This is a genomic window from Streptomyces sp. NPDC058401 (assembly GCF_042722885.1).
Lineage (GTDB): Bacteria > Actinomycetota > Actinomycetes > Streptomycetales > Streptomycetaceae > Streptomyces.
In genome coordinates this window covers 65304-90104 of record NZ_JBHXKA010000005.1, presented here as the reverse complement: position 1 = coordinate 90104, position 24801 = coordinate 65304, and the positions used below count along the sequence as shown (strand labels likewise).

General features: G+C 72.4%; 23 protein-coding genes. 9 read left to right on the top strand and 14 right to left on the bottom strand.

The features are described from left to right. Window positions 1–8 precede the first annotated feature (8 nt). Window positions 9–971 carry a helix-turn-helix domain-containing protein gene (locus ACFWNV_RS03260; RefSeq protein ID WP_383939724.1) on the bottom strand — a complete coding sequence of 321 codons (963 nt, stop codon included), beginning with the start codon at window positions 969–971 and terminating at the stop codon, window positions 9–11. Window positions 972–1132: 161 nt separating this feature from the next. Between ACFWNV_RS03260 and ACFWNV_RS03255 the strand changes: the two genes are divergently transcribed. After that, window positions 1133–2161 (top strand): saccharopine dehydrogenase family protein, encoded by a 1029-nt coding sequence (locus ACFWNV_RS03255; protein WP_383939721.1) that lies wholly within the window; start codon window positions 1133–1135, stop codon window positions 2159–2161. 655 nt (window positions 2162–2816) lie between these two features. Here ACFWNV_RS03255 and ACFWNV_RS03250 read toward each other — a convergent pair. Together ACFWNV_RS03250 and ACFWNV_RS03245 are read right to left on the bottom strand one after the other, a co-directional pair. Continuing rightward, window positions 2817–3380, bottom strand: a complete 564-nt coding sequence (locus tag ACFWNV_RS03250; RefSeq protein WP_383939718.1) for a DUF3291 domain-containing protein — start codon at window positions 3378–3380, stop codon at window positions 2817–2819. Between the two features lie 31 nt (window positions 3381–3411). Beyond that, window positions 3412–4149, bottom strand: coding sequence for a helix-turn-helix transcriptional regulator (locus tag ACFWNV_RS03245; RefSeq protein ID WP_383939715.1), 738 nt, complete (start codon window positions 4147–4149; stop codon window positions 3412–3414). Window positions 4150–4336: 187 nt separating this feature from the next. On the opposite strand from ACFWNV_RS03245, the gene ACFWNV_RS03240 reads away from it, so the two are divergent. Continuing rightward, a complete protein-coding gene (locus ACFWNV_RS03240; RefSeq protein ID WP_383939712.1) occupies window positions 4337–4948 on the top strand; it encodes a GPP34 family phosphoprotein in 612 nt (203 codons plus the stop codon). An 11-nt stretch (window positions 4949–4959) separates the two neighbouring features. On the opposite strand, the gene ACFWNV_RS03235 is transcribed toward ACFWNV_RS03240, so the two are convergent. Then, window positions 4960–6114 carry a terpene synthase family protein gene (locus ACFWNV_RS03235; protein ID WP_383939709.1) on the bottom strand — a complete coding sequence of 385 codons (1155 nt, stop codon included), beginning with the start codon at window positions 6112–6114 and terminating at the stop codon, window positions 4960–4962. 344 nt (window positions 6115–6458) lie between these two features. On the opposite strand from ACFWNV_RS03235, the gene ACFWNV_RS03230 reads away from it, so the two are divergent. Next, a complete protein-coding gene (locus ACFWNV_RS03230) occupies window positions 6459–7439 on the top strand; it encodes a hypothetical protein (protein WP_383939706.1) in 981 nt (326 codons plus the stop codon). A gap of 92 nt (window positions 7440–7531) precedes the next feature. Continuing rightward, complete coding sequence (locus tag ACFWNV_RS03225; protein ID WP_383939704.1) at window positions 7532–8911, top strand: MFS transporter; 1380 nt, start codon at window positions 7532–7534, stop codon at window positions 8909–8911. A gap of 73 nt (window positions 8912–8984) precedes the next feature. On the opposite strand, the gene ACFWNV_RS03220 is transcribed toward ACFWNV_RS03225, so the two are convergent. Beyond that, the gene (locus ACFWNV_RS03220) at window positions 8985–9230 is read right to left on the bottom strand and encodes a hypothetical protein (protein WP_383939701.1); all 246 of its coding nucleotides are present in this window, start codon (window positions 9228–9230) and stop codon (window positions 8985–8987) included. Between the two features lie 258 nt (window positions 9231–9488). Between ACFWNV_RS03220 and ACFWNV_RS03215 the strand changes: the two genes are divergently transcribed. Both ACFWNV_RS03215 and ACFWNV_RS03210 read left to right on the top strand, forming a co-directional pair. After that, window positions 9489–10529: a VWA domain-containing protein gene (locus tag ACFWNV_RS03215; protein WP_383939698.1), complete on the top strand. Its 1041-nt coding sequence runs from the start codon at window positions 9489–9491 to the stop codon at window positions 10527–10529. A 63-nt stretch (window positions 10530–10592) separates the two neighbouring features. Next, entirely contained in the window at window positions 10593–11570 is a 978-nt protein-coding gene (locus tag ACFWNV_RS03210; protein WP_383939695.1) for an alpha/beta fold hydrolase, read from the top strand. A gap of 59 nt (window positions 11571–11629) precedes the next feature. Here the strand turns inward: ACFWNV_RS03210 and ACFWNV_RS03205 are convergent, their stop codons facing one another. Next, window positions 11630–12022, bottom strand: a complete 393-nt coding sequence (locus ACFWNV_RS03205) for a YciI family protein (protein ID WP_383939692.1) — start codon at window positions 12020–12022, stop codon at window positions 11630–11632. 154 nt (window positions 12023–12176) lie between these two features. After that, window positions 12177–12734, bottom strand: coding sequence for a hypothetical protein (locus ACFWNV_RS03200; RefSeq protein ID WP_383939689.1), 558 nt, complete (start codon window positions 12732–12734; stop codon window positions 12177–12179). Window positions 12735–12998: 264 nt separating this feature from the next. Here ACFWNV_RS03200 and ACFWNV_RS03195 point away from each other — a divergent pair, with 264 nt between their 5' ends. Continuing rightward, window positions 12999–14588 (top strand): MDR family MFS transporter, encoded by a 1590-nt coding sequence (locus ACFWNV_RS03195; RefSeq protein WP_383939686.1) that lies wholly within the window; start codon window positions 12999–13001, stop codon window positions 14586–14588. Window positions 14589–14624: 36 nt separating this feature from the next. Beyond that, window positions 14625–15749, top strand: coding sequence for an FAD-dependent oxidoreductase (locus ACFWNV_RS03190; protein WP_383939682.1), 1125 nt, complete (start codon window positions 14625–14627; stop codon window positions 15747–15749). Window positions 15750–15841: 92 nt separating this feature from the next. On the opposite strand, the gene ACFWNV_RS03185 is transcribed toward ACFWNV_RS03190, so the two are convergent. From ACFWNV_RS03185 to ACFWNV_RS03170, 4 genes are all read right to left on the bottom strand, one after another. Continuing rightward, window positions 15842–17404 (bottom strand): multicopper oxidase family protein, encoded by a 1563-nt coding sequence (locus tag ACFWNV_RS03185; RefSeq protein WP_383939679.1) that lies wholly within the window; start codon window positions 17402–17404, stop codon window positions 15842–15844. Window positions 17405–17515: 111 nt separating this feature from the next. Then, a complete protein-coding gene (locus ACFWNV_RS03180; protein WP_383939676.1) occupies window positions 17516–18055 on the bottom strand; it encodes a 2'-5' RNA ligase family protein in 540 nt (179 codons plus the stop codon). 62 nt (window positions 18056–18117) lie between these two features. Further along, on the bottom strand, window positions 18118–19494 hold the full coding sequence (locus ACFWNV_RS03175; RefSeq protein WP_383939674.1) for a M1 family metallopeptidase: 1377 nt from the start codon (window positions 19492–19494) through the stop codon (window positions 18118–18120). Between the two features lie 386 nt (window positions 19495–19880). Beyond that, window positions 19881–20546, bottom strand: coding sequence for a lysophospholipid acyltransferase family protein (locus tag ACFWNV_RS03170; protein ID WP_383939671.1), 666 nt, complete (start codon window positions 20544–20546; stop codon window positions 19881–19883). A gap of 188 nt (window positions 20547–20734) precedes the next feature. Here ACFWNV_RS03170 and ACFWNV_RS03165 point away from each other — a divergent pair, with 188 nt between their 5' ends. Continuing rightward, the gene (locus ACFWNV_RS03165; RefSeq protein ID WP_383939669.1) at window positions 20735–21160 is read left to right on the top strand and encodes a DUF2809 domain-containing protein; all 426 of its coding nucleotides are present in this window, start codon (window positions 20735–20737) and stop codon (window positions 21158–21160) included. Here the strand turns inward: ACFWNV_RS03165 and ACFWNV_RS03160 are convergent. The 3 genes from ACFWNV_RS03160 to ACFWNV_RS03150 form a co-directional block, all read right to left on the bottom strand. After that, complete coding sequence (locus ACFWNV_RS03160) at window positions 21157–22716, bottom strand: serine/threonine-protein kinase (RefSeq protein WP_383939667.1); 1560 nt, start codon at window positions 22714–22716, stop codon at window positions 21157–21159. The genes ACFWNV_RS03165 and ACFWNV_RS03160 overlap by 4 nt on opposite strands. Before the next feature lie 106 nt (window positions 22717–22822). After that, window positions 22823–23548 carry a DUF4232 domain-containing protein gene (locus ACFWNV_RS03155; protein ID WP_383939664.1) on the bottom strand — a complete coding sequence of 242 codons (726 nt, stop codon included), beginning with the start codon at window positions 23546–23548 and terminating at the stop codon, window positions 22823–22825. Window positions 23549–23778: 230 nt separating this feature from the next. Next, window positions 23779–24795, bottom strand: a complete 1017-nt coding sequence (locus tag ACFWNV_RS03150) for a Dyp-type peroxidase (RefSeq protein WP_383939661.1) — start codon at window positions 24793–24795, stop codon at window positions 23779–23781. Between the last annotated feature and the right edge of the window lie 6 nt (window positions 24796–24801).

Genomic DNA, 24801 nt, shown 5'->3' with positions numbered 1-24801 from the left:
GATCGGGCTCACGCCGTCACCGGGGCCGGGGCGGTCCGGGAGCGGAAGGTGCGGCGGTAGGCGTCCGGCGCGACGCCGACCGTGCGGGCGAAGTGGCGGCGCAGGGTGGTGGCGGTGCCCATGCCGGTGGCCGTCGCGATGGTGTCGACGGTGTCGTCGGTGGTTTCCAGCAGTTCCTGGGCGTGGCGGATGCGCTGGGTGAGCAGCCACTGCAACGGGGTGGTACCGGTCACCGACTTGAAGTGCCGGCCCAGATGACGTGAGCTCATCCGGGCCCGGCGGGCCAGGTCTTCCACGGTGAGCGGCTCGTCGAGGCGTTGCAGCGCCCAGGGGAAGAGGTCGGCGAGCGGGTGGTTGCCGGGCGCGGGCACGGGGGTGGTGACGAACTGGGCCTGGCCGCCGTCGCGGTGCGGCGGGACGACCAGGCGGCGGGCGATCTTGTTGGCGGCCGAGGAGCCGTGGTCGAGGCGCACCAGGTGCAGGCACAGGTCCATGGCGGCGGCCTTGCCCGCGGAGGTGAGCACGCTGCCGTTGTCCACGTAGAGGACGTCGGGGTCCACGGTGACGAGGGGATGGCGTCTGGCCAGTTCTTCGGTGTGCGCCCAGTGCGTGGTCGCGCGCTTGCCGTCCAGCAGGCCCGCGGCGGCCAGCACGAAGGCGCCCGTGCACAGGGAGGCCACGCGTGCGCCGGCCCGGTGGGCCGCGCGCACCGCGTCGACGAGCTCGGCCGGCGGGTCCCGGTCCACGTCGGCCCAGCCGGGGACGATCACGGTGTCCGCTTGCGCGAGGTGGTCGAGTCCGTGGTCGGGTTCCAGGCGGAAGCGGTCGATCCGTACGGCGTCCGGTCCGCAGAGCGAGAACTCGTACCAGGGGTCCACGAGATGGGTCAGGTCGGAGCCGAAGACCTCGCAGGCCAGGGCCAGCTCGAAGTGCAGCATGCCGTCGGTGACGGCCAGTGCGACGGTGGTCATGTCCGGAAGTGTACGGGTCATGTCGTTCCGGACAGTGGTGTGCGGACGGTCTTCCGCGACAGGATGTTCACGACAGGGAGCGGCGGGCCCCGAGGGCCCGCGGCGGGTCATCCGGGTCATCCGGGTCATCCGGGTACAGGCGATCGACGGGGAGCGGGACCATGGGATCAGGTCAGACGGTGGCGGTGTTCGGCGCGTACGGGCACACCGGACGGTTCGTGGTGGCGGAGCTGGTGGAGCGCGGTTTCGTGCCGGTCCTCTCGGGCCGCGACGGCGAGAAGCTGAAGGCGCTGGCCTACGAGACCGGCCTGGAGGCCCGGCCCGCGACGGTGGGCGACCCCGACGCGCTGGACCGCGCGCTGGCCGGCACGGCCGCCGTGATCAACTGCGCGGGGCCCTTCGCCTCGACGACCGGCCCCGTGATCGAGGCGGCCCTGCGGGCCGGGATCCCCTACCTGGACGTGGCCGCCGAGCTCGAGGCCAACATCGACACCTTCGCGCACTTCGCCGACCGGGCACGGGAGGCCGGGGCGGTGATCGTCCCGGCGATGGCCTTCTTCGGCGGCCTGGGCGACCTGCTGGCCACCGCGGCGATGGGCGACTGGTCCGAGGCCGAGGAGGCGCACATCGCGTACGCCCTGAGCAGCTGGCACCCCACCGCCGGGACCAGGCTTTCGGGCGCGGTCTCGCGGGAGCGGCGCGGTGAGCGGCGCATGCGCTACACGGGCGGGCAGTGGGAGTACCGCACCGACGCCGCGCCCACCGTCTCGTGGACGTTCCCCGAGCCGATGGGTGCACGACAGGTGATCGGGGAGTTCACGATGGCCGATGTGGTGACCGTGCCCAGCCACCTGGCGATCCCGGACGTGACCACCTACATGACGGTGGAGGCGGTCCGCGACATCGCGGCCCCCGGCACGCCGGAGCCTTCCGCGACCGACGACAGCGGACGGTCCGACCAGACGTTCCTCGTCGACGTGGTCGTACGCGCGGGCGGCGCCGAACGCCGCGCCGTGGCCCGCGGCCAGGACATCTACGCCGTCACGGCCCCGCTCGTCGTGGAGGCCCTGGACCGGGTCCTGACCGGCCGCACCCGCACGGTCGGCGTCGCCTCCGCCGGCGAGATCTTCGACGCGCCCGACTTCCTGCGCGCACTGTCCCCGCACATCACCCTGGAGCTGCTCCCGTAGCCCTGTGGTGCCGTCGCCCGCTGCCGGGGCGGAGACCTGCCCCGGCCCGCGGGGACCGGCCGGGTCCGCCCGCCGCGCCTGCGGCCGCGCTCTCCGTGGTCCCGGCCAAGCCGGGCACCGGCGCCCACGACATCGTGGTCACCGAGCGGCGCTGGGACGCCTTCACGGACCTGGACGCTGACGCGGACACCTTCAGGGGGATCTTCCCCAAGGTCCAGCCGCGCGAAGGGCCTCGGCGAGCCGGAGACCGCCTCCACAGGCCCGCGCAACCGGCTGCACCCGTGCCCACGCCCTCGCGGTGAGCGAGGAGAAAGCGGCTCCCGTCGGTGCGGGAGACCAGCCGACAGCGGCCGTCCGCAGGATGGGCGGTACGGGCGGCGCAGCCCTCCGCAGGATGGGCGGTGCACGCGGCGCAGACCTCCGCAGAAGCGCGTCGCGTCCACCGCGGCCATGACCGAGTACGGGCGGACGCGTTCGGCCCGTGCCCGCTCGGTGGCCGTGTGTACGAAGGCCTCACAGTCGAGGCGCTTGAGGAGCGGGACCTGGGCCGGCACCCCTCCCCCTTCGGCCGAGGCGGCCGCATCCGGCGGACCAGGAGGCCCACGGTCACCTGGCGCTCCGGCTCCACTCGAAGAACCTGCCCCGCGGCGGAGCCTCAGACCGTCGCCGACTCCCCGACGGCCGTCGGCCACGCGCCCTGGGCGGCCTGTTCCGGCTGCGTCGGCGGCGCCGGCCGCGCGGCCCGAAGGTGCTGGGCGGCCTCGGCGGCGGTGTAGGAGGAGGCGAAGGTGAACGCGAGCGGGGACGGCCCCTGCGCCCGCAGGTCCGCCAGCCTCTCCAGGGCCTCACCGACGGTCGGGATGTGCCCGGCGGGGACCCACCAGAGCACCATGTGCGCCTCTACGTGCCGTTGGAACCATTCGCGGCGCCGCCGCACCACCTCCAGGTGCCCGCTGCGGTAGGCGAAGTCCCACAGCGCCTCCTGGGTCTGCCACACCGACAGGTTGACGATGACGTTCTCGCCCGCCGGGCGCAGACCGGTGGCGTCGGCCTCCCCCTCCTCCACGAGCCTCCACACGAAACCGGGCGTGCCGTCGGCGGCGGCGTTGACCGGGTCGAGCATCTCGACGAAGGGCGCAATGCGCGGGTCGTCCAAGGGGTGTCGGAGCGTGGAGACGTTGAGCTGGGCGAGGTGGGCGGCATGCGCTGGTGCGGTCATGGGCTCATCCCACACGACTCGCTTTTCTATGTCAATCCTCATTGTTTTTAGAAGGCTCGACCACCACGCAGCACTCTCCCGGCCTGGCGTCCATCCGGGCGCGGACGGGACCGTCCGCGCCGAGCAGCCCTTCCAGCAGGGCGAGATTCATGCCGCAGACGAGTGGCGGGAAGCGTTCGGCGACGGCATGGAAGGGGCAGTTGCGCATGCGAACGACGCGTGCGGATGCCCCGGCCGCGGCACCCTCGGGGCCCTGCGCGCCCTCCGAATCCCCGGCGTCCCCGGCTCCCTCGGCCCCTTCGGCGTCTTCCAGGTGCGGTTCGTAGCCGCGGGCGGCCAGCATCTCCATCGCCTCTTCGAGGCCTCCACAGGGCGCCGCCGCGCCGCGCAGGGCCTCGCCCCGGCGGCGGGCGGCCGCGCAGAGCCCGGCGTCCAGCCCCGCCTGCTCGGCGACCTCGGCGAGCAGCTCGGCGGCCGTGCGGTAGTCCCGAGCGGGCAGCGACACCGAGCGCTCGACCCGCGCCCGCGTGTACACCTTGGCGGGACGGCCCGCCCCCGGCCCGGAACGGCCCGTCAGGCGGCGGCTGCCGCTCTCCAGCAACCCGGCCTCGGTCAGCCTGTCGAGATGGTGTGCGGCAAGCGTGCGGGCGACCCCGGCCGCCTCGGCGGCCTCGTTGCGGCCGACCTCTCGGCCCTGCGCCACCACGTACTCGTACAGGCGGCGTCGTACCGGTTCCTGCAACAACGCGATCACATCGATGTCCTTCACGGGGCCATTCTAGAAACAGCGCAGGTTGGAGATAGAAAGCCGGAATCCGGCGCAGCCGCCACGGCCGCCCGGCGCCGGAGCGAGAATGTGACGTCTTTCGAACGGCCGGGGACGGTCTCGCCCTTACGCGGTCGAGGTGATCGACAATGGATCAGCGCCCTGCCTGCACGGTTGAGAGGAGCCCCTGATGACCACACCGCGGGACTTGTTGATGATCGCCATGGACGTGGAGTCCGGCCGGAAGGCCGAGCAGGGCGAGCTGTCGCTCGCGCTCGCCGGGGCCGAGGTCGTCGACCTCCTCGCCGCCCGGGCCGTCGGGCTGGACGGCGATCTCCTCGTGCCCGGTGAACGGGCGGCGCTGGATGATCCCCTGCTGGACGCGGCGGCGGCACTGCTCGTCCGGGAGGAGCCCTACGAGTCCCTCGCCGACTGGCTGTGGCGCAGGGGGCTCGGCCTGTCCGCGCACTACGAGGCCGTCCTCGAGGAGGAAGGGCAGCTCGTACGGCAGCGCCGCCGCGGGTTCTCCTTCCGGGCCGGCGAGCTGCTGCCGGCCGACTCGCCGGCCCGTCGGCGGGCCGAGGAGCGGTGGCGGGCGGAGGATCCCGTGCTCGTGCTCCTGGTGGACTCGCTCGGGGGCGGCGGCGAACAGGACGGAGACGCTCCGGAGGTGGCCGACGACGCCGTCGCGACGGTGCTGGCCGCCGTCAACGACGCGTTGGTGGAGCTGGCGGGCGTACGGCAGCGCCGGGCCATCGAGAACGCGGCCTTCGACAACATCTGGCGCGGCAGCGGCGGTTGACGGCGGAAGGCTCAGGAGGACGCCGTCGGGACTCCGTCGACGGCCCACCACCATGCGATCGATGCGATCGGCGGGGGTGCGAGGAGGGTCTCCTCCGAAGGGCCGGCCGCGGTTGCGGCTCCGCGGGGCTGGTGCCGACTGCCTTCCGGCCGGCCCGCGTGATAGCGGGAGGTCGCCTCGGACCAGTCCCGTGCGCCGCAGACGTACTGGGTGAGCGCGTCCAGGTACCACTGGACCCGCGGGTCTGCCGGGGCCTTCGCCGTCTGTCGACCCAGGTACAGGAAGCGGCGCATGATCGAGTCCCGGAGCGCGGAGACGGCACGCAGCCCCCGCCCCGCGCCCTGCCCCGCTCCCGGCTCCGGTCCGTCCGGGCTGTCCAGGAGGGCGATCAGGTTGCCGCTGCGGCTGCCGCGTCGGCTCTCCTTCGCGAAGGAGTGGATGTCGCTGTCGACCACGACGATCCCCGCCGCCATCTCGGTCAGCGCACGGATCCGCGGGTCCTCCCAGAGCGGTGCGGGCAGCGCGGAGCCGACCGCGTCCAGGAGCACGGGTACCGCCAGGGCCGCTCCGGAGTGCAGGCGGGTGAGCAGGTAGTCGCTCACGTCCTGCGGGCTTCCCGGCGTCGTCGGCGCGGCGCCGATGCGGGCCTCTGCGAGGAAATAGCCGCGCATCGCGTCGACCCACCGCCGGGCCTGTACCGGGGTGGCGATCTCATCCACCCGGAGCCTGATGTCGCGCAGGGCCAGGCCGAAGGGGTCTTCGCCGAGGGGGATCCCGGGGGCCTCGATCGTCCGCTGGAGGCGGGCGACCATCGTCAGCACCCGCGTCGGGGTGAGGGTGGGGAGCTCCTCGTCGCAGAGGTCGTCGAAGGCGAACACCCACGCGGCGAGGTCGCTGAGCAACTGGGTCGCGAACAGGTCGGCGTGCGGCGCGATCCTCACCGCGATCCGGTTCAGCCCCGCGGTCATCCGCGCTCTGCGCTCCGGTCCCCCGCCCAGGCCGAACCGGCTCATGAACTCCGCCGAGCGTGCGTCGAAGTCCGCGCCGCCCGGGTGCGCGGGGCCGCTGTCCGGGCCCGGGGCTCTCGGCAGGGGCGGGCGTTCGGGCGGGGCCTGTCGGCCACTGCCGTCGGCCTGGCCGGCTTCGTACGTCCGCGGTCCGGGCATGAGTGATCACCTCGTGGTCGTGGTCGCAGTCGTGGCCGTGACCGGCCCGTCTCATTCAACGCAGGACGCTCCCCTGGCCACAACGGACCATCGGGAGCACTCGTGGGGCGCCAGGAGCGCGACGCACACCCCCCGGGCCGCCTGCCGCCCCGCCTTGTCCCGCCCTGTCCTGACCCGGACCGGACCCAGACCGGGACCCGCTCCGCCGGGAGCACCCGTACCCGAGGTTTCCGCGGGCGGCCGGGCAGCGGAGCCGGAACGTGCCTACGCTGGAAGGGATCACCGGGAAAACAGCGGGCGCGGGCAGCGGACGCCGGTTCGCATCCTCCGGATGAGGTGAGGCCATGACGACCGTGCACGGAGCCGCACTCCGCTCGAGGCGCCGGATGCCCGTGGTCGCCGTGGTCTCCGCCCTGGCCGCCGGGTGTCTGATCGCCGCCGCCCCGCAGGACGGCTCCTGCCGGACCGCTCCCCCGGACAGTTTCTGGCACGCTCCCGTGGACGCGCTGCCCGTGCACCCGGACTCGGCCCGGTACGTCTCCTCGATCGGCGCCGCCGAGCCCCTGCACCCGGACTTCGGGGCAGGGCTCGTCGAGGGTCAGCCCTTCGGCATTCCCATCACCGTCTCGGACACCACGGTGCCGGAGGCGGAGGTCTCGCTGGACATCGCCGAGGAGAGCGACACGGCCGGGTACCGGATTCCGCAGGACGCAGCGGTGGAGAACGGTCCGGCGAGCACCGGGGACCGCCACGTCGTCGTCTGGGACCGCGCGCTCTGCAAGTCGTACGAGCTCTGGAACGCGCGGCAGCAGGGCGACCACGCCTGGACGGCCGGCTCGGGCGCGGTCTTCGACCTGCGGAGCAACGCGCTGCGACCCGCCGACTGGACCTCGGCCGACGCCGCCGGCCTCGCGATCCTGCCCGGGCTGGTCCGCTACGAGGAGGCCGCCGCCGGGCAGGTCGACCACGCGATCCGGATGACCGTGCCCCGCACGGATCAGCGCTACGTCTGGCCGGCGCGGCACCAGGCGGGCGCCGCGGCGGACCCTTCGCTGCCGCCCATGGGACTGCGGCTGCGGCTCAAGAGCTCGGTGGACACCTCGGCCCTGGGGCCCCAGGCCCTGGCCGTCGCCGAGGCGCTCAAGAAGTACGGGGCCATCGTCGCCGACAACGGGTCGCCCTGGTACCTCACCGGTGAGGAGAACCCCGGCTGGGACAACGCCCAGCTCAATGCGCTCAAGGCCTTCAAGGGTTCGGACTTCGAGGCGGTCGACGCGTCAGGGCTCCAGCAGTCCCCGGACTCCGGAGCCGTGGCACCCCGCTGACCGCGGGACCGCACGCAGCGCGCCGCAGACCACCGACCGCGCACGGCAGACCGCAGACCGCAGACCGCAGACCGCAGAGAGGAACGCCCCTCATGCGCGCAGAAGCGTCCACGGCAGCGCGCAAAGGGGCCTTCATCGCGGTGGCCGTGGCCCTGTTCTGCATCCAGCTCGACTTCTTCGCGCTCAACCTCGCCATCCCCGGTATCGCGGCGGAGCTCGGCGTCACCGTGTCGGCGGCGCAGTGGACCTTGTCCGCGTACATGCTCGCCATCGGCTGCTTCTTCATCATCGGCGGCCGGGTGGGCGACGTCTTCGGCCGGCGGGGCACTCTGCTGGCGGGAACCGCCCTGTTCACCGTCGGAACCGTGGGGTGCGCGCTGGCTCCGGGCCTGGGTTCGCTGGTCGCGGCCCGGATCGCCCAGGGGGTGGGGGCGGCGTTCGTCTTCCCGGTGGCCGTCTCGGTGATCACCAACACCTTTCCCGAGGAGTCGCGCGCCAGGGCGCTGGGCGGGGTGTTCGGCGTCGCCAACATCGGGACCGCGATCGGGCCGTTCGTGGGCGGCGGGTTCACCGAGGGGCCCGGCTGGCGCTGGATCTTCTGGCTGATGGCCCCGCTGAGCCTGCTGTCGCTGCTCATCGCCCTCGCGTACGTCCCGGACTCGCGCGACGCTTCGGCGCCGCGCGAGCTCGATGTGCTCGGCTGCGCCCTGATCGTCGGCGCGCTGGCCGCCGTCACGCTGACCGTGGAGCGCGGTGACGCCTGGGGCTGGGGCAGTGGCCGCGTGTTCCTCGGTTTCGCGGTGGCGGTGGTGAGCGGCGGGCTGTTCCTGGTACGGGAGCGGCTGGCCCGGCATCCGCTGATCGATCTGGGGCTGTTCCGCGACGTCCCGTACGTCCTGGTCACCGGGATGGGCACGCTCACGAACATGGGCTACGGGGTCACCGTCTTCCTCGCCACCCTCTACCTCCAGGGCGTACGGGGGCTCTCGCCGCTGCTGGCCGGCACGGTCTTCCTGGCCCCGGCCCTGCTGGTGGCGCTGAGCGGGCCGCTGGGGGCGCGGCTGGGCCGGCACCTGCGGCCGACCACGGTGATGGCCCTGGCCGGTATCGGCGCGGGCACGGGGATGTACGCGCTGACCCAGGTCACCGCCTGGTGGCTGTACGTACCGGTGTTCGCGTGGTGCGGGCTGGGTCTCGGGCTGGGCTGGACCTACGCCAGCGTGGCGACCCAGCAGCTCGTCCCTCCGGCCAGGGCCGGGGAGGCATCGGGGGTGCTCCTGACGTTCCTGGTCACCGGTGGTGCGATCGCGCTGGCCGGAGCTGCCGCGGGGATCTCGGCGATGACTCCGCGGCGTTCGCCCGAGGAGGCCTACGACGCGATCCTGCGGCTGGGCGGTGTGGCGGTCCTCGCCGCGGCGGTGCTCGTCCTGGCCGTGCGCCACGGGCTCGCGGTGCGGGGCCGGCCGCGCTGACGGCGCAGACACCGCGGGGGCGGCGGACGTTGCCGTCCGACCGCCCCCGCATGCCGGCCGGGGCCGGAGGGTCCTAGTTGGCGCCGAGGTGGCCGCCCTTGAGCCACTCCGCCTCGCCGTCCTTGGCACAGGAGGAGGTGTAGGCGGGGCCGAACGGCGCCGGAACGGCGGCCGCGGAAGAGCAGTTGGACGAGAAGGCCTTGTGGCCGCCCGAGAAGTAGTCGATGTCGACACCGTCGTTGGCGAGGGCCGCGCCGGCGCCGCCCAGCAGGATGCCGGCGGCGAGGACGGAGGCGGTGACGGCAGAGCGAATACGCATTGGTTCCCCTAAGGACTCAAAGATCTCTCGACGCTCCCATGGGCGGATGCGTCAGCGGATTCAACGCCCGGCGGAGCCGCCAGGAACGACCGTTCACTCGAACGCCACTGGCGTAACGTTTCGACACGTCACATGGGCTTCCGTGCGCCCCCGTTCGCGCCCGGGCGGGGGGCTTTCGTCCGGGCTCGGAGCCCCGGCCGATTGTCAGTGGTGGATGAGACGGTAGGAGCATCCAGTCGGAAACGAGGGGGAGCTTCCATGTCCGGAAACCAGAACTACATCAACCACGTCGCTCTTGTGTTGGACGCCAGTTCGTCCATGTCGCACCTGAGCCGCAAGGTCGTCGAGGTCGCCGATCAGCAGATCGCGTACCTGGCCCGCCGGTCGGGCGAACTGGACCAGGAGACCCGCGTCACGGTGTACGTCTTCGCGGACAAGGTGGAGTGCGTCGTCTACGACAAGGACGTGCTGCGGATGCCGTCCCTGAAGCAGCTGTACCGGACCGGTGGAATGACGGCGCTGCTGGCGGCCTCGCTGAAGTCGCAGCGCGAGCTGGCGCAGACCGCCCAGCTGTACGGCGACCACAGCTTCCTGACGTTCGTGCTGACCGACGGTCAGGAGAACGCCAGCCACCGCTCCCCGGACGCCCCTTCCCGCGATCCGCAGGCCCTGGTGAAGGCCGTGGCCGAGATGATCGAGACGCAGGAGGACAACTGGACCCTGGCCGTCCTCGTGCCGGACCAGATGGGCAAGCGCGAGGCCATGCAGTGCGGGTTCCCGAAGGAGAACATCGCCATCTGGGACGCCACGAGCACGCAGGGTCTGGAGGAGGCCGGGCAGGTCATCAAGGAGGCCACCGAGAAGTTCATGGTGGGCCGGGCGAAGGGCATCCGCGGTTCGCGGGCCGTGTTCTCCACGGGCGCGGAGGTGGTCAACAAGGACACCATCGAGGCGGCCGGTCTCACTCCGGCGGACCCCTCCGCGTACGAGCTGATCCCGGTGGCCCGCGACGCGGCGATCCGGGAATGGGTCGTCGAGTCCGGGCACACCTACCGCACCGGTGGGGCGTTCTACCAGCTGAGCAAGCCGGAGAAGATCCAGGCGAAGAAGCAGATCGCGGTGCTGGAGAAGAAGACGGACCGGGTGTACACGGGGCCGGAGGCCCGGGCCCTGCTCGGACTGCCCGCCGTGGAGGCACGGGTCAAGCCGGACCACAACGACGAGTTCACGATCTTCGTCCAGAGCACCAGCGTCAACCGCAAGCTCGTATCGAACACCCGGCTGCTGCTGATGGTCTGACCGGCCCTTCCCGGGCGCCGGCCCCGGATGGCGGGGTGGAGGGCGGCGGAGGAGGCTTGGGGTATGCGAGGACGTGTGCCGGCTGCGGCGGTGGCCGCGGCGGCCGCCGTACTGCTGGTGGCCGCCGCGCCGCCGCCCGGCGGCGATGACACCGGGCAGCGGGTGTCCATCGGCGACGGGCGGAGCCTGTACCTGCACTGCTCGGGCTCGGGAAGTCCGACCGTGGTGCTGCTGGCCGGGCTGCACGAGTCCTCCGACTCCTGGACCCTGACCGACACCACCCCACCCGTGCCGAAGGCTCCCGCGGTACTGCCGGGCGTCGCGGCGTTCACCCGGGTGTGCACCTACGACCGGCCGGGGACGCTCCGCTACACGCAGCCCCCGGAACTCACCGACCGCAGCACGCCCGTCCGCGGCACCCGGGCCCTGCCCGCCATGGTCGAGGACCTGGACCGGCTGCTGACGGCCGGGCACGTGCCCGGCCCGTACCTGCTGGTGGGGCACTCCTTCGGCGGGATGCTCGCACTGCGCTACGCGCAGGAGCATCCGGAGCGGACCCGCGGGCTCGTCCTGGTCGACGCACTGGGGCCGGCGCTGAAGCCCGCGATGGGGGCGGACTGGGCGGCGTACGTGGAGGCACTGCGGCATCCCGGTACGCCCTTCGACGCCGATCCGGAGTTCGAGCAGGTCGACATCGAGGGCGGGGTCACCGCCATCGACCGCGGCGGGCCGCTGCCGCCGGTTCCCGTCGCGGTCCTCAGCAAGACCGAGCCCTTCGCCGTACCGCCCACGATGGCCAAGGATCTGGTGGCGAAGCTGGAGAAGGCCTGGCCGACGGCGCAGCAGGCCCTGGTGGGTCTGCGGCCGCAGACCCCGCACCTGTTGGCGACCGGCAGCGACCACTACGTGCAGCTCCACGATCCGGACCTCACCGTGGCGGCGGTCCGCCTCGTCGCGGACCGGGCCTCGGCCCCGGCGGCGGCTCCGGACCCGGCCCCGTCAGGGACGGGCTCGCAGGGCCCGGCGTCGGCTTCGCCGTAGTGCCGGGCGGGCCGCTCGCGCCGGGGTGACGCGTTCGGCCCGCCGGTCCGGGCCTCGGCTCAGGCCTGGGGCGGGCCCTCGGGGATCGGGTGCACTTCGACCGGGTCGCTGCCGGGCTTGCCTCCCGGGCCGGGACAGGCCGATGCCCGTGCGGCGATCTCCAGGGCCCGGTCCTGGCTCTTGACGTCGACCAGCCAGTAGCCGGCCAGGATCTGCCCCTCCCGGGCCGGGCCGTCGGTCACCTGCGGCTGCCCGTCGCTTCCGGCCCGTACGGTCTTGACCAGCGAGGGTCCTCCGAGGCCCTGGCCGTCCACCCATTCCCCGGCGGCGACGATGTCCTCGTTGAGGGCTCCCATGTGGGCGAACATGGCCTTCATGTCCTCCTCGGAGTACCCGGACATGATGGCGTCCCACTCGGCGGCAGGCACGTTCATCTGGATCATGTACTTCATGTTCCTCACCCTTTCGGGGCGGCTGCTGGGGTTTCGGTCTTCCACAGGGTTAGACAGCCGGTCGCCGGAAAACTCATCGGTGCCCCCAGCACCACATCACGGAAACCTGATGATCGCCCTCAGGGCGGCTCGCACGAGGGACGGGTGACGCGCCTCAGTCTTCGTCCGCACCGGCCCAGTCTTCTTCCGCACCGGCCAGGGCCTCGGTGATCAGGCGGGTCGCGAAGTCGGGGTCGCCGGTCATGCGGTTGATGTACTCCGCGAGCAGGAAGGCCGTGGCTTCGAGCGGATTCATCTCGGCCTCGGTCCAGTCTCCGTACTGTTTGCGCCACAGGGTGGGGCTCAGGCCGGTGCCGGCGGCGATGACGAGGCCGGCCATGGTGGGAATGGCCTCGGGGCGCACGCTCCTGGGCATCATGCGCAGCGTGGCCACGATGTTCGGCACGACGTACTCGATCACGTCCTTGCCGTGCTCCTCGTGCGCCCTGCGCAGCCACATCATGAACATGTAGATGAGCGTGCACGCTCCGTCGAGCAGGTCGTCGGCTTCCCTGGGGCCGAGCGACGAGGCGTACTGGTCGATCAGGGCCTGCTGTTCGGGATCCGTGCCGGCCTTGCCGTCGTGGATGCCCTTGAGCCGGGAATCGATCATCAACAGCGCCGCGCCCACATCACCCGCGGGAGCGTGCTCGGGGTCGTACTGCGATGCCACGGGATTCCTCCTCAGGCCGCCGCGATGGGCGGCTCGCCTTTGTCCGCACAGTAGACGGACCGCAGGACGGCGGTTGCCCGCTTGGCCTTTCGTCACTCCGCGGGGGCTCGCTCCCATGCGTAAGGTTCACGGATCCATAAGTTGACCTGTTGCACTTATTGAACCGCTGTGGTCTTCTGGAGAGGTGAGCCGGGCCGCCGCCCCACAGCGCTCCCCCGCTCCGTCTCCTTCTCGTTCCTCTACGCCCGAAAGGGGTGATCAGTCATGCCCACGACCGCATCCCTCCCCTCCGCCGGCCCCTCCGCCAGCCCCTCCGCGGGCCCCACGGCCGTGCCCAAGAACGTGCGCTGGGTGCTGCTCGGCGTCATGCTCGCGATGCTGCTGTCGATGCTCGACAACATGGTCGTCAGCACCGCGATGCCCACGATCGTGGGCGACCTGGGCGGCCTGGAGCACATCTCCTGGGTCGTCACCGCCTACACGCTGGTCACCGCCGTCACCACCCCGATCTGGGGCAAGCTCGGCGACCTCTTCGGCCGCAAGCCCCTGTACCTGGCCTCGATCGCCGTGTTCATCATCGGATCCGCGCTCTGCGGGACGTCCGGCTCGATGGGCGAGCTGATCGCCTACCGCGTCGTCCAGGGCATCGGCGCCGGCGGAATCGGCGCGGGCGCCTTCGCGCTGATCGGAGCCCTCGTACCGCCGCGGGAGCGCGGCAAGTACCAGGGCATGACCGCCTCCGTGATGGCGATCGGCACCATCGGCGGACCGCTCCTGGGCGGATTCGTCACCGGGCATTTCGACTGGCGCTGGGCCTTCTACATCAACCTTCCGCTGGGCCTGGTCGCCCTGGTGTGGCTGTGGCGCAAGCTGCAGATCCCCGCCCGGCGCATCCAGGCGAAGATCGACTGGGCGGGCATCGCCCTGCTGACCCTCTCCATCACCGCGGTCGTCCTGGCCGCCACCTGGGCGGGCAGCACCTACGCCTGGGGGTCCTGGCAGATCCTGTCGCTGGGCGCCGCCGCGCTCGTGGGCCTGGCCCTGTTCATCCGGGTCGAGAAGCGCGTCAGCGAGCCGCTGTTGCCGCTGAGCGTGTTCACCGGGCACCGCAACTACCCGCTCGCGATGGTCCTGGTCCTGGCCGCCGGTGTGGTCATGTTCGGCGCGGGCCTCTACCTGCCACTGTTCCAGCAGACCGTCCAGGGCGCCTCGGCCACCAACTCCGGCCTGCTGATGCTCCCGATGATGATCCCCGTCGTGATCGTCTCGACCATCGCCGGCAAGGTCATGTCCGCCACCGGCAAGTACAAGGTGTTCCCCGTCGTCGGCACCCTCTTCCTCACCGCGGGCCTGGGGCTGCTGGCCACCATGGACGCCGGCACCTCGTCCCTGCTGACCAGCCTCTACATGGTCCTCGTCGGCATCGGCCTCGGATTCACCCTGCAGATGGCCGGCACCATCGCCCAGAACAGCGTCTCCCTGCGCGACATGGGCGCGGCCATGAGCTCGGTCAGCCTCTTCCGCACCCTGGGCGGTTCGCTCGGCGTCGCCGTCTTCGGCTCGCTGTTCACCCGGGCCGTACAGCCGCACCTGCCCGCGGGCGCCGAAGGGGACCCGGACGCGTTGCGCGCTCTGCCCGCCGGGGCCAAGGACGCCTACCTCGGCGCCGTCGCCACGGGCACCAGCCACATCTTCCTGACGGCCGCGATCCTCTGCGGCCTCGCCTTCCTCGCCGCGCTCTTCGTCGTCGAGGTTCCGCTGAAGAAGGCGGGCCCGCCCGTACCCGCCGGGAGCACCGAGGCCCCTGGGGGCGCGGCGGCCCACCAGCCCTCTTCCGCCACCACGACCGCCTGACAGCGCAGTTCTGCCCGACACGAACGGAGCACGACCATGAACACCAACCCCTCTCCCCGCATCGCGATCATCGGCGCCGGCCCGGGCGGACTGACCTGCGCCCGCATCCTCCAGCGGCACGGCATCTTCCCCACCGTCTACGACCACGAGACCGGGCCCGGGGTCCGTGACCAGGGCGGCACCCTCGACCTGCACGAGGACAACGGCCAGATCGCCCTGCGCGAAGCCGGACTGCTGGAGGAGTTCTTCCGGCTGTCCCGGCCCGAGGGGCAGGAAATGCGTCAGCTGGATCCCGCCGCGACGCTCCTCTTCCACCACACCCCCGAAGAGGGCGAGCGCTTCAAGCCCGAGATCGACCGCGGTCGACTGCGCGAGCTCCTCCTCGGCTCGCTGGAGCCCGGCACCGTCCGCTGGGGCCACACCCTCCGCTCCCTCGACGGCCCCGCCGAGGGCCCGCGGCGGCTGCACTTCGCCGACGGCACCACCACCGAGGCGGACCTCGTCATCGGCGCCGACGGCGCCTGGTCCAAGGTCCGCCGCGCCGTCTCTGCGGCCACCCCGCGGTACAGCGGCGTCAGCTTCCTCGAAGCCTGGTTCCACGACGTCGACGACCGGCACGCCGAGATCGCCGACCTCGTCGGCCAGGGAGGCGCCGCCGCGGCCGACGGCGCCCGGGGCCTGTTCGCGCAGCGCGGCAGCGGCGGCCACATCCGCGTGTACGTCATCCAGCGCGTGCCCGCCGACTGGATCGCCGCGAGCGGCCTCACCGTCCAGGACACCGAGGGCATCCGCACCCTGCTCCTGGAGCGCTACCGCCACTGGTCGCCCCGCCTGCGCCGCCTGCTCACCGACAACGACGGACCCTACGTCGACCGCCCCATCAACGCCCTGCCCGTACCCCACCTCTGGGACCACCACCCCGCGGTCACCCTGCTGGGCGATGCCGCCCACCTCATGCCCCCGCTCGGCGTAGGCGTCAACCTGGCCATGTTGGACGCCTGCGAACTGGCCCTCGCCCTCGCCGACAACGCCACCATCGGCGCCGCCGTCCAGGCCTACGAGAAGACCATGCTCCCCCGCTCGACCCGGATGCAGGAACTCCTCGACAACGGCGCCGAGGAACTCCTGTCCACCGAACTCCCGGACTTCGCCACGGACTAGGCTGCGTGATCCACATCGCTCCGGGATCATGGGCTTCACTCGATATCTCAAACCGTCGGCCCGACCGGGTTGTTTCCGTCGGCTAGCGACCTCTAGTGCTGGTGTGCGCCGGAGGTGGGCGGGAGTTTGGGGGTCGTGGGCGGTTGGCCCGGGTCGGTCACCGTGAACTGGCCCATCATGCCCTCGTCCTCGTGGTAGAGGAGGTGGCAGTGGTACATGTACGGGGTGTCCGGGTCCGCGGGGCCGTCGAAGCGCAGGGCTATGCGGACCGTCGAGCCGGACGGGATGAAGACGGTGTCCTTCGGCCCGCGCAACGGTGGCGGCGGGGCTATGCCGTTGATGTCGAGGACGCGGAACTGGACGTCGTGGACGTGGAAGTTGTGCGGCATGCCGTCGTTGTTGCGGAGGGTCCAGGTCTCGGCCGTTCCGCGGGTGACCGTCTCGTCCACCCGGGACATGTCCATCTTGCGGCCGTTGATGCCGGACATCTTCAGCTCGAAGAAGCGGCCGCGCACCGAGTCCTCGCCGGTCGGCAGCGTCGGGGCCACCAGCGCCGCCGGCAGCTCGGCCGACGGTCTCAGGGTGGGGGCCGCGCGCAGCTGCATCACGTCGAAGGAGTCGTCGCCTCCCCCGAAGCGCTGGTTCCAGAAGTCCAGTCCGGCGTCCAGGGGGTAGGAGCGCAGCACCGTACGCTCGCCCGGTCGTATGCGTACGACCACCTCCGCGCGCTCCCCCGGCGACAGGCGCAGGCGGTCGGTCGTGTGCGGGGCTTCGAGGAGGCCGCCGTCCGAGGCGATCTGCCGGACCTCCCGGCCGTCGTCGAAGCCGAAGGTGTAGACGCGGGCGGTGGAGGCGTTCAGCAGGCGCAGCCGGACCAGTTCGTCCTGGACGGTCACGTACGGGTCCAGGGTGCCGTTGACCATCGTCCGGTCGCCCAGGAAGCCGACGTTGCGCATCAGCTTGTGGTCGTGGTCGAACTTCGCGCCGTCGAAGGAGACGTCCTGGACGATGACCGGGATGTCGTCGACCCCGTAGGTCCTGGGCAGGGGCAGGGCCGCCGACGGTGCGTCGTCCAGGAGGAACAGGCCCGCGAGGCCGCGCTGGACGTGGGACTCGGTTTCGCCGTGCGGGTGCGGGTGGTACCAGAGGGTCGAGGCCGGCTGGTCGACCGTCCACTCGGGAGCCCAGCTGCCGCCCGCCGGCACCATCTGGTGCGGGCCGCCGTCCATCGCGGCGGGCAGGTGCATGCCGTGCCAGTGCACGGATGAGGCCTCCGGCAGGGCGTTGGCCACCTTCACCCGGACCTTCTCCCCCTTGGCCGCGCGGAGCGTGGGGCCGAGGTGGCTGCCGTTGAACCCCCAGGTGGGGGTCTTGCTCCCGGGGGTGAACTCGGTTTCTCCCGCCTGCATCCGCAGGTCGAAGACACGCGTTCCGTCGGCCTCCACGATGGACGGCGCGAGGGGCGGCACCGCGAGGGCGTTGCGGAAGTCCACCGCGCCGACGGTGGACACCTCGGCCCCGGTGTAGAGCCACGTGAAAAGCAGGCCGATGACCAAGGCGAAGGTGGCGGCCAGCGAGCCGAGGATCAGCAGCGCCCGCTTCCAAGGCGACATCCGGCGTTTGCCGACGGTTCCGTTCTTTGCGTTTCTCCCCATGGAACCGACGCTACGGACGGTGCTCGCCCCGGACATCGGGGACCGACCCGGGTCCGACCCCGACTCCACCCCCGAGAGGGTTCGGGGGCGGTGTCGGGGGTGGACTCGGGGTCAGTCTCCGAGTGCGAACGAAGCCAGCGTCCGCCACGCCGTGCCGTCGTGGACCATGAGCTCGACCGACGTCACCCGCGAGGTGAACGGGAGCCCGGCGGCGAGGTCGGCCTCGATCTCCTCCAGGACGGCGTCCTCCTGGCCTTGGGCGATGGTCAGGTGCGGCACGATCTCGGCGAACCGGCCGCCGTACGGCGGGGCCTCGGGCCACCGGCCGGCGATGGCCTCCGTGAGACGGATCAGTGGCGCGGCCGGTTCCGGAACGAGGTACAGGACCTCCGGGAGGCGCCCGGTCCTCTCGAACCGCAGGTCGAACGGCTGGTGGCGGCGGAGCACGTCCTCAAGGGCGGCGTGGACGAGCGGATCGATACGGCTCTCCTCGAGGAACGGGAAGAGCACGGTGACGTGTGCGGGAACCCCGGCCCGGGCCGAAGGGTCGAGTCGCTCGCGCCACCCGCGGACGGCCGGCTCCGCCTCCGGAATCCTGACGACGAGGCCCGTCTGGCCCACCTGGAACGTGCTGCTGCTGTCGTCTGCCATGACACGACAGGGTGTCACGGGACGATCCGCTCGCGCACGCGGGTTCGCGTCGGCGGACGCGGTCAGTTGATCCTGTGCTCCGTCCAGAACGGGGTGAGGTCCCGTGACGTTGCCGCCTGGGCCGCGCGCTTGAAGTCCGCGGTCGTGGACACGCCCTGCCAGCGGTCGCGGACGTAGCCGCGCAGCATGGCCGTCATCGCCGGGGTGCCCAGGGCGCGTTCCAGGTCGTGCAGGGCGCAGGCGCCGCGGTGGTAGACGACGCGGCCGTACTCCGAACGGTGGCCGTCCGCGAAGTAGGACAGGGGCCGGGTGATCTCGGCCGTGGTACTGGGCCACATCGGCTGGTCCTCCCAGCAGGTGGTGGTGTCCTCCCCGGAGTACGACTGGTTCGCGTACTGGGCGAAGGATTCGTCCAGCCAGGGTGCCGCGAACTGGTCGTTGCCGACGATGCCGTAGAACCACTGGTGGGCGATCTCGTGGACGGCGCCGGAGCCGTCCGATTCGGTCCACAGCAGGACGAGGCCCGGGAACTCCATGCTGCCGAAACCGTCGAGGTTGTCACTCATGACGAGGTCGAGCTCACCGTACGGGTAGCGCCCGAACCGCTTCCCGAACGCGTCGACGGAGCCGGCGCCGTCCTTCAGGGCGAGGTCCACGCCCTCGACAGGGGTGGCAGCCGTCCAGTACGCGTTCAGCCGGACTCCGCCCGGCGTGGTGACCGTCTTCGACCGGAAGGGGCCCGCGGCCCACGCGAAGTCCCGTACCCCGTGCGCGACGCTGGTGGTGACCGTGCGGCCGGGTGCGCCCGCACGGCGCGTGGTGGTGCCGGTCGCGGGGGCGACGAGGTCGCTGGGGTGGTCGAGGCGGACGCGGAAGTCTCCGGCCAGGGTGTAGAAGCTCTCGCCGAAACCGAAGTCGGGGTCGAGGTGGCGGCCCTGGGCGTCGCGTACGGACAGCAGGGGCAGTGCGTTGCCGAGGTAGCGGTGCGCGCCGTCCTTGCCGAAGCGGTGCACGCGGTCCGGGACGGTGATCTCCACGTCGAAGGAGATGCTGGTCCGCGCCCCGTACGGGAGCGGCGCGGGCAGGTCGATCTGCAGGGCGGTGCAGTCGACGGTGAGCGGTCGCGGGGTGCCTCCGGTGACCCGCCCCACCCGGACCGGCGACGGCGCCTCGGGGGTTCCGCAGCCGTCGGTGCCGTTGCCCCACAGGCGGACGTCGAGCGAACGCAGCGGAGTACGGGAGGAGTTGCGGAAGGAGACCGTCTGGCGGCCGGTCCAGCGCGAGCCGTCGCCGTCACTGCGCAGCGACACCTCGTAGGAGGGGCGGTCGGGCGTGGCCGCGGGGGCCGGAGGGGGCTGGGCCGCGGCCGTCTGGGGGACGGTCAGCAGGACGGATGCGAGGGCGAGCAGCAGGGCCCGCCGGAGCCTGAGCGAGATCATGGCAGGCACGCTAGAACGTCCGTACGGCCGGAGGGGAGAGTTCCAGAGCAGCCGCCCCGCCGACACCGGTGCGCAGCAAGGCCGTTGGCCCGCCGCGTGCGCGGACTTCTCCGGCCATGCGGTCAACTCGGCGGCCACTGGGGGCAGGAGGGACGGACGGAAGGCGGTCGCCGCGGGCGAGGGCGCCGGGTGCCGGGTGCCGGGCATGAGGCTTTCCTCGGCGCGGCTGCTCGCTGCGATCCGCGCCTCCCCGGCGAACTCGGCCGACCGGGGCGTCGCCCCCCCTGCCGAGGCCGTCCGCGGGGCGGACCTGGTGATCCCGTGCTCGCCGATCCGGCAGCCCTGTACGCCGTCGCGGAGCAGCCGCTGCCCGCCCTGCGCCCAGCCTAGGCGGAGCGGGTGCCGGTGAGCCCGGTGAGGCCGGACAGGGCGGTGTGCCAGGCCGAGGTGACCGCTCCGTGGGCCGCGGCCGTCGCCTCGGGGAGGTCTTCCGGCAGGAACAGGGGCGCGCCCACGTGTACGTGGAGCCGCGGCCGGCGGACCGGGGCCGTCAGGACTCCGGCGAGCTGTTTGGCCGTCGTCCCGGAACTCACCCGGCGGGAGCCCGCCTGGCCGACGGGGCGGACGGGTGCTCCCGTGGCCAGGGCGAGGCGGGCCAGGCCGCTGCGGAAGGGCAGGGGCGCGGCTTCCCCGGAGTCCCGGCGGGCGGGGATCCCGCCTTCCCCGTACATCAGGACGCACCGTCCCGCCTCCAGTGCCCGGGCGGCGTCGGAGAGCGAACTCGCCGCGCGGGCGGTTCCCCGGTGGACCGGGATGTGCCCTTCGCGGGCGAGCGCCCCACCGAGCACGGGGACCCGCCACAGCCCGGCCGTGGCCATGATCACCGGTTCGACGCCGAGCCGGCGCAGGGCGGCCACCACGACGACGGGGTCGACCATGCTGGTGTGGTTGGCGGCCAGGATGGTCCCGCCGACGACGGGCTCCGTGGCGTCCGCGGAGACGGTCATCCGCCCGAACACCGGGGCCAGGGCGGCCGCGACGTGGCTGATCATGGAATGGAACCTCCGGGACGGGGCGGGGCGGGACGGGGCGTGCGGTCTTCGTACCCCCAGCCTGTCGGCCGTCGCCCGGTCCGGCATGAGTCGCGCTACTCAACCCGCCTGGGTACGCGGCCCCCCGCGCCCTCCTCTCCGCCGCACCGCGACGCGAGGGGGCGCAGGCCGTCTGGCAGGGTGGTCCCATGACCGCCTACGTACCTGCGAGCCGTGCCCGTACCGGAACCGGCCGGGCCCGCACCCGTCTCGCGGCGGCCTCGGCGGTGGTCGTGACGGTCGGCGCGGGGCTGGGTCTGCGGGCCGTGGCGACGGGGAGCGCGGCCAAGTACGGCGGAGACGCGCTGTACACGGTACTGATCTTCGCCCTCATCGTGCTGGTCCTGCCACGGGTGACGGCCCTGAGGGCCGCCGCCGGCGCTCTCGCGGTGAGTTGGGTGGTGGAGTTCCTCCAGCTCACCGGGGTACCGGCCGAGCTCTCCCGGCACAGCACGCTCGCCCGCCTGGTCCTCGGGTCCACCTTCAACCCGCCCGACCTGCTCTGGTACGCAGTCGGCGCCGCAGCCGGCTGGCTGGCCCACACCACGGCGGCCCGCCTGGCGGGGCGGCGCTAGCTGCCGCTGCTGCTGCGGGTCAGCGTGCCGGGGGCGCCGGCCGACTGGGCGCCTTCGGTCTCCAGGGTCAGGTGGTCGGGGTCCGCGAGGGTCAGGACGTAGAGGTTGTCCCTGGGGCAGTCGAAGGTGGCCGAGGGGTCGGTCGGGTGGCTGGTCGCCGCGGCGAAGACCGCCCGGTCACCGCTCGTCTGCCGTAGTTCCAGGGCCTCCGTGCACCCCAGGTTCCGCCCGGTGGCGGTCTCCTTCACCTCGCTGACCTGGCGGCCCACGAGGTCTCCGACTGAGCCCGCGTTCAGCGTGACCGTGACGGAGAACTCGCCGGTCCTGGCCCGGGTGATGCCGTCCGCGTCGGGGGTTCCGGGTCCGGTGCCGGTCCACGTGCCGATCCACGCCCGCGGTATCGCCGACGCCGAAGGGGAGGGGGTCGGGGACGGTGATCCGCCGCCCCCGGTTCCGTCCCCGTCCCAGGGCATCCTGATCGCGAGGGTGGCCGCGACGACGAGGGCGGCGGCGACGGCCGCCCCCGCCGCCCAGGGCACGCGCCGGGTTCCGGCGGGAGGGGAGGAGTGCAGCGGCGGGGTCGCGGGGAGGGCCGGGGGCGGTGCCTGGGGCGCCTGCGGCACGGGGACGGGCGCGGGGAGCGGGAGCGGCTGGGAGGCGGCCAGGAGGCGGTGCAGTTCGGTCTCCCGGCGGGCGGCGTCCGCCACCAGCGAGGGCGGTACGGCGGCGTTCCACTCCTGCGCCGCCGCTCCGATGCGGGCCAGTGCCTCGTCGGCGGTCGGGCGGTCCCGCGGATCCTTGGCCAGGCACTGGCCGAGCAAGGGGCGCAGCCCCTCCGGGACGCCGTCGAAGGCGGGCTCCTCGTGCACGATCCGGTAGAGGAGGCCGGGGAGTTCCAGTTGCTCGCCGTCGGCGAGGAAGGGGCTGCGCCCGGTGGCCGCGTAGGCGAGTACCGCGGCGAGCGAGAACACGTCCGCGGGGGCCTCGGCCAGGGCTCCGGTCGCCTGCTCGGGCGCGAGGAAGCCGGGCGTGCCGATGACCGCTCCCGTCCGGGTGTGGCGCGGGTCGTGCACGGCGCGCGCGATGCCGAAGTCGATGAGAAAGGGCCGCTCCCGGCCGAGCAGCACGTTCCCCGGCTTGATGTCGCGGTGCACCACGCCCGCCGCCCGTACGGCCACGAGCGCGGCGAACAGTTCCCGGGCCATGCTCCACAGCGCCGGGCCGGTCAGCGGTCCGTGCCGGTGCACCCACTCGCCCAGGGAGGGGGCCGCCACGTACTCCGTGGCGAGCCACTGCGGGGAGGCGCCCGGAGCGCTGAAGTCCACCACCGAGACCGTCCACGCGGAACGCACGCGGTCGTTGGCGCGTATCTCCCGCGCGAAGCGGTCGGCGAAGGCGGGGTCCCGGCTCAGTTCCCGGTGGACGGTCTTCAGGGCCAGCGGCCGGCCGGACGCCGTCCGGGCCAGGAAGACCTCGCCCATGCCCCCTTCGCCGAGCCGTGCCAGCAGGCGGTACCCGCCGGTCTCCGGCGGGTCGCCCGGCCGCAGTGGCTCCACCGACTCCCCCTGTCCACAAGGCCGTTGTCCGTGCGCAGGGCGCGCACGGACCGGCCGGTGGAGTCACCTTAGAGGACGGCCCGGGGGCTGGATCGCCGGGACGGCATCAGGACGACATGATGAAGCGCAGGGCCAGGCCCGAGGCGGTCATCCAGTGGGTGACCTTGGCGAAGTCGTTGTAGTAGACGGTGTCGACGCCCGGGAAGGCGACCTTGATCGGCGCGCCCTTCTTGCTCCCGGCCTCGGTGTCCTGGAGCTGCACGGTCATGGTCTTCGCCGGGGCCTCGTCCATGGGGCCGTTCAGGAGCAGTGCGGCGTGCGTCTGCTTGCCCGGGGCGATGGCCTCGTACGGGGTCCCGGGCATCGGGGCGCTCTCCTTGATCTCGGGGACCGTCCGCTGGGCGTCGCCGAGCTGGATGAGGGGGTAGCGGTAGACCTTGCACGCCTTCTTGCTGGTGTTGGTGAGGGTGAGGAGGATGTGCCGGACGCTCTGGCTCTTGTCGTCCTCGGTGCTGGAGGTGATCGAGACGTCGCCCGGGGCGCAGAGGGCGACGGCGCCGTCGCCGCTGCCACCGGTACCGGTCGCTCCCGGGGTCGGCTTCGCCGAGGGCGTGGCGGCCGGCTTCGAGGTGCCCGGGGAGGCGGTCGCGCTCGGGGAGGCGGTCGCGCCGGGCGTGCCCGTGGTGCTCGGCTGCGCCGTGGGCTTGCCGTCGCCCGGCCCGTCGCCCCCGCTGGGCGAACACGCCGCCGACGCGAGCAGTGCGGTGACCGTCGCGGCCCCGAGGACGCAGGACTTCCAGCCCCTGTGGCTCGTACGGGCAGCAGTGTTCATGGTGTTCCCCCGTTGTCGGCCCTGAGCGGCCGCTGTCGACTCCCGATGATGAACGCAGACCGCGGCGCCTCCGGGGAATCCGGCAGCGGGCCGTCATGGCCTCCACCTGCTCCCTGCCAACGCTCCCGTCGGCCTGCAGTACCGGATTTCCCACATCACGCGGGTCTCAGACGCCTGTTACGAACCAGGGACAAGAACGGCACGCCTCGGTCTCCTGCGGGAACCACCCCTCACGGGGCACGGACCGGAACCAGATCTTGATCCTCCCCACCACGCTCTCCATGCCCGCCATCATCCGCCGCCTGTGCGGTCGTCGAGCCGGGGGCGGCGGGGAGGTCGTCGAGGAAGGTGGCGGTCGGTACGTAGAAGAGGCAGCCGGTGACCGCTGTCGAGAAGTCGAGGATGCGGTCGTACGCGGCTTCGCCGTCGCCCAGGAACATGTTCCGCAGCATCTGCTCGGTGACGTCGGGGGTCCTCGCGTAGCCGATGAAGTACGTGCCGAGCTCGCCCTCGGCGAGGGATCCGAACGGCATGTTCTCGCGCACGATCTTGCGCTCGTTGCCGTCCGCGTCGGTGACGACGGTCAGGGCCACGTGGGAATCGGCGGGCTTGACCTCGTCGGAGAGCTCGATGTTGTCCGCCTTCGTCCGCCCGACGACAGCCTCCTGGTCCTCCGCCCGAAGCGCGTTCCATGCCGGCATGTCGTGCACGTACTTCTGCACGATCACGTAGCTGCCTCCGGTGAACTCGGGGTCCTCCTCGCCGACGAACACCGCGTCGGCCGCCGTCGCGCCCTCCGGATTCTCGCTGCCGTCCACGAACCCGAGGAGGTCGCGCTCGTCGAAGTACCGGAAGCCGTGGACCTCGTCGACGACCTTCACGGCGTCCCTCAGCCGGTCCGTGATCAGCCGGGTGAGTTCGAAGCACAGGTCCATGCGCCGGGCCCGTACGTGGAACAGCAGATCCCCCTGGGTCGCCGGGGCCCTGTGGCGGTCACCGGCCAGCTCCACGAACGGATGAAGTCCCTGCGGGCGGGGTCCGCCGAACAGCCGGTCCCAGGCCTTCGAGCCGATGCCGACGACACAGTTCAGCCCGTCGTGCGGAGCCCGGAAGGACACCGAGCGGTACAGCCCGGAGACGTCCGCCAGCAGCTCTCGGACCGCCTCCTCGCGCCCCGGCGTGAGAGTCACGACAAGGAACATCGCGGCCTCGGCCGGCGGAATGATCACGGCCTGCGATTCGACCACGGTGTC

Bases quoted from the DNA above. Each gene is read 5' to 3' on its own strand.
- ACFWNV_RS03260 (WP_383939724.1), bottom strand. From the start codon at position 971: ATGACCACCGTCGCACTGGCCGTCACCGACGGCATGCTGCACTTCGAG.
- ACFWNV_RS03255 (WP_383939721.1), top strand. From the start codon at position 1,133: ATGGGATCAGGTCAGACGGTGGCGGTGTTCGGCGCGTACGGGCACACC.
- ACFWNV_RS03250 (WP_383939718.1), bottom strand. From the start codon at position 3,380: ATGACCGCACCAGCGCATGCCGCCCACCTCGCCCAGCTCAACGTCTCC.
- ACFWNV_RS03240 (WP_383939712.1), top strand. From the start codon at position 4,337: ATGACCACACCGCGGGACTTGTTGATGATCGCCATGGACGTGGAGTCC.
- ACFWNV_RS03235 (WP_383939709.1), bottom strand. From the start codon at position 6,114: ATGCCCGGACCGCGGACGTACGAAGCCGGCCAGGCCGACGGCAGTGGC.
- ACFWNV_RS03230 (WP_383939706.1), top strand. From the start codon at position 6,459: ATGACGACCGTGCACGGAGCCGCACTCCGCTCGAGGCGCCGGATGCCC.
- ACFWNV_RS03225 (WP_383939704.1), top strand. From the start codon at position 7,532: ATGCGCGCAGAAGCGTCCACGGCAGCGCGCAAAGGGGCCTTCATCGCG.
- ACFWNV_RS03220 (WP_383939701.1), bottom strand. From the start codon at position 9,230: ATGCGTATTCGCTCTGCCGTCACCGCCTCCGTCCTCGCCGCCGGCATC.
- ACFWNV_RS03215 (WP_383939698.1), top strand. From the start codon at position 9,489: ATGTCCGGAAACCAGAACTACATCAACCACGTCGCTCTTGTGTTGGAC.
- ACFWNV_RS03210 (WP_383939695.1), top strand. From the start codon at position 10,593: ATGCGAGGACGTGTGCCGGCTGCGGCGGTGGCCGCGGCGGCCGCCGTA.
- ACFWNV_RS03205 (WP_383939692.1), bottom strand. From the start codon at position 12,022: ATGAAGTACATGATCCAGATGAACGTGCCTGCCGCCGAGTGGGACGCC.
- ACFWNV_RS03195 (WP_383939686.1), top strand. From the start codon at position 12,999: ATGCCCACGACCGCATCCCTCCCCTCCGCCGGCCCCTCCGCCAGCCCC.
- ACFWNV_RS03190 (WP_383939682.1), top strand. From the start codon at position 14,625: ATGAACACCAACCCCTCTCCCCGCATCGCGATCATCGGCGCCGGCCCG.
- ACFWNV_RS03185 (WP_383939679.1), bottom strand. From the start codon at position 17,404: ATGGGGAGAAACGCAAAGAACGGAACCGTCGGCAAACGCCGGATGTCG.
- ACFWNV_RS03180 (WP_383939676.1), bottom strand. From the start codon at position 18,055: ATGGCAGACGACAGCAGCAGCACGTTCCAGGTGGGCCAGACGGGCCTC.
- ACFWNV_RS03175 (WP_383939674.1), bottom strand. From the start codon at position 19,494: ATGATCTCGCTCAGGCTCCGGCGGGCCCTGCTGCTCGCCCTCGCATCC.
- ACFWNV_RS03170 (WP_383939671.1), bottom strand. From the start codon at position 20,546: ATGATCAGCCACGTCGCGGCCGCCCTGGCCCCGGTGTTCGGGCGGATG.
- ACFWNV_RS03165 (WP_383939669.1), top strand. From the start codon at position 20,735: ATGACCGCCTACGTACCTGCGAGCCGTGCCCGTACCGGAACCGGCCGG.
- ACFWNV_RS03155 (WP_383939664.1), bottom strand. From the start codon at position 23,548: ATGAACACTGCTGCCCGTACGAGCCACAGGGGCTGGAAGTCCTGCGTC.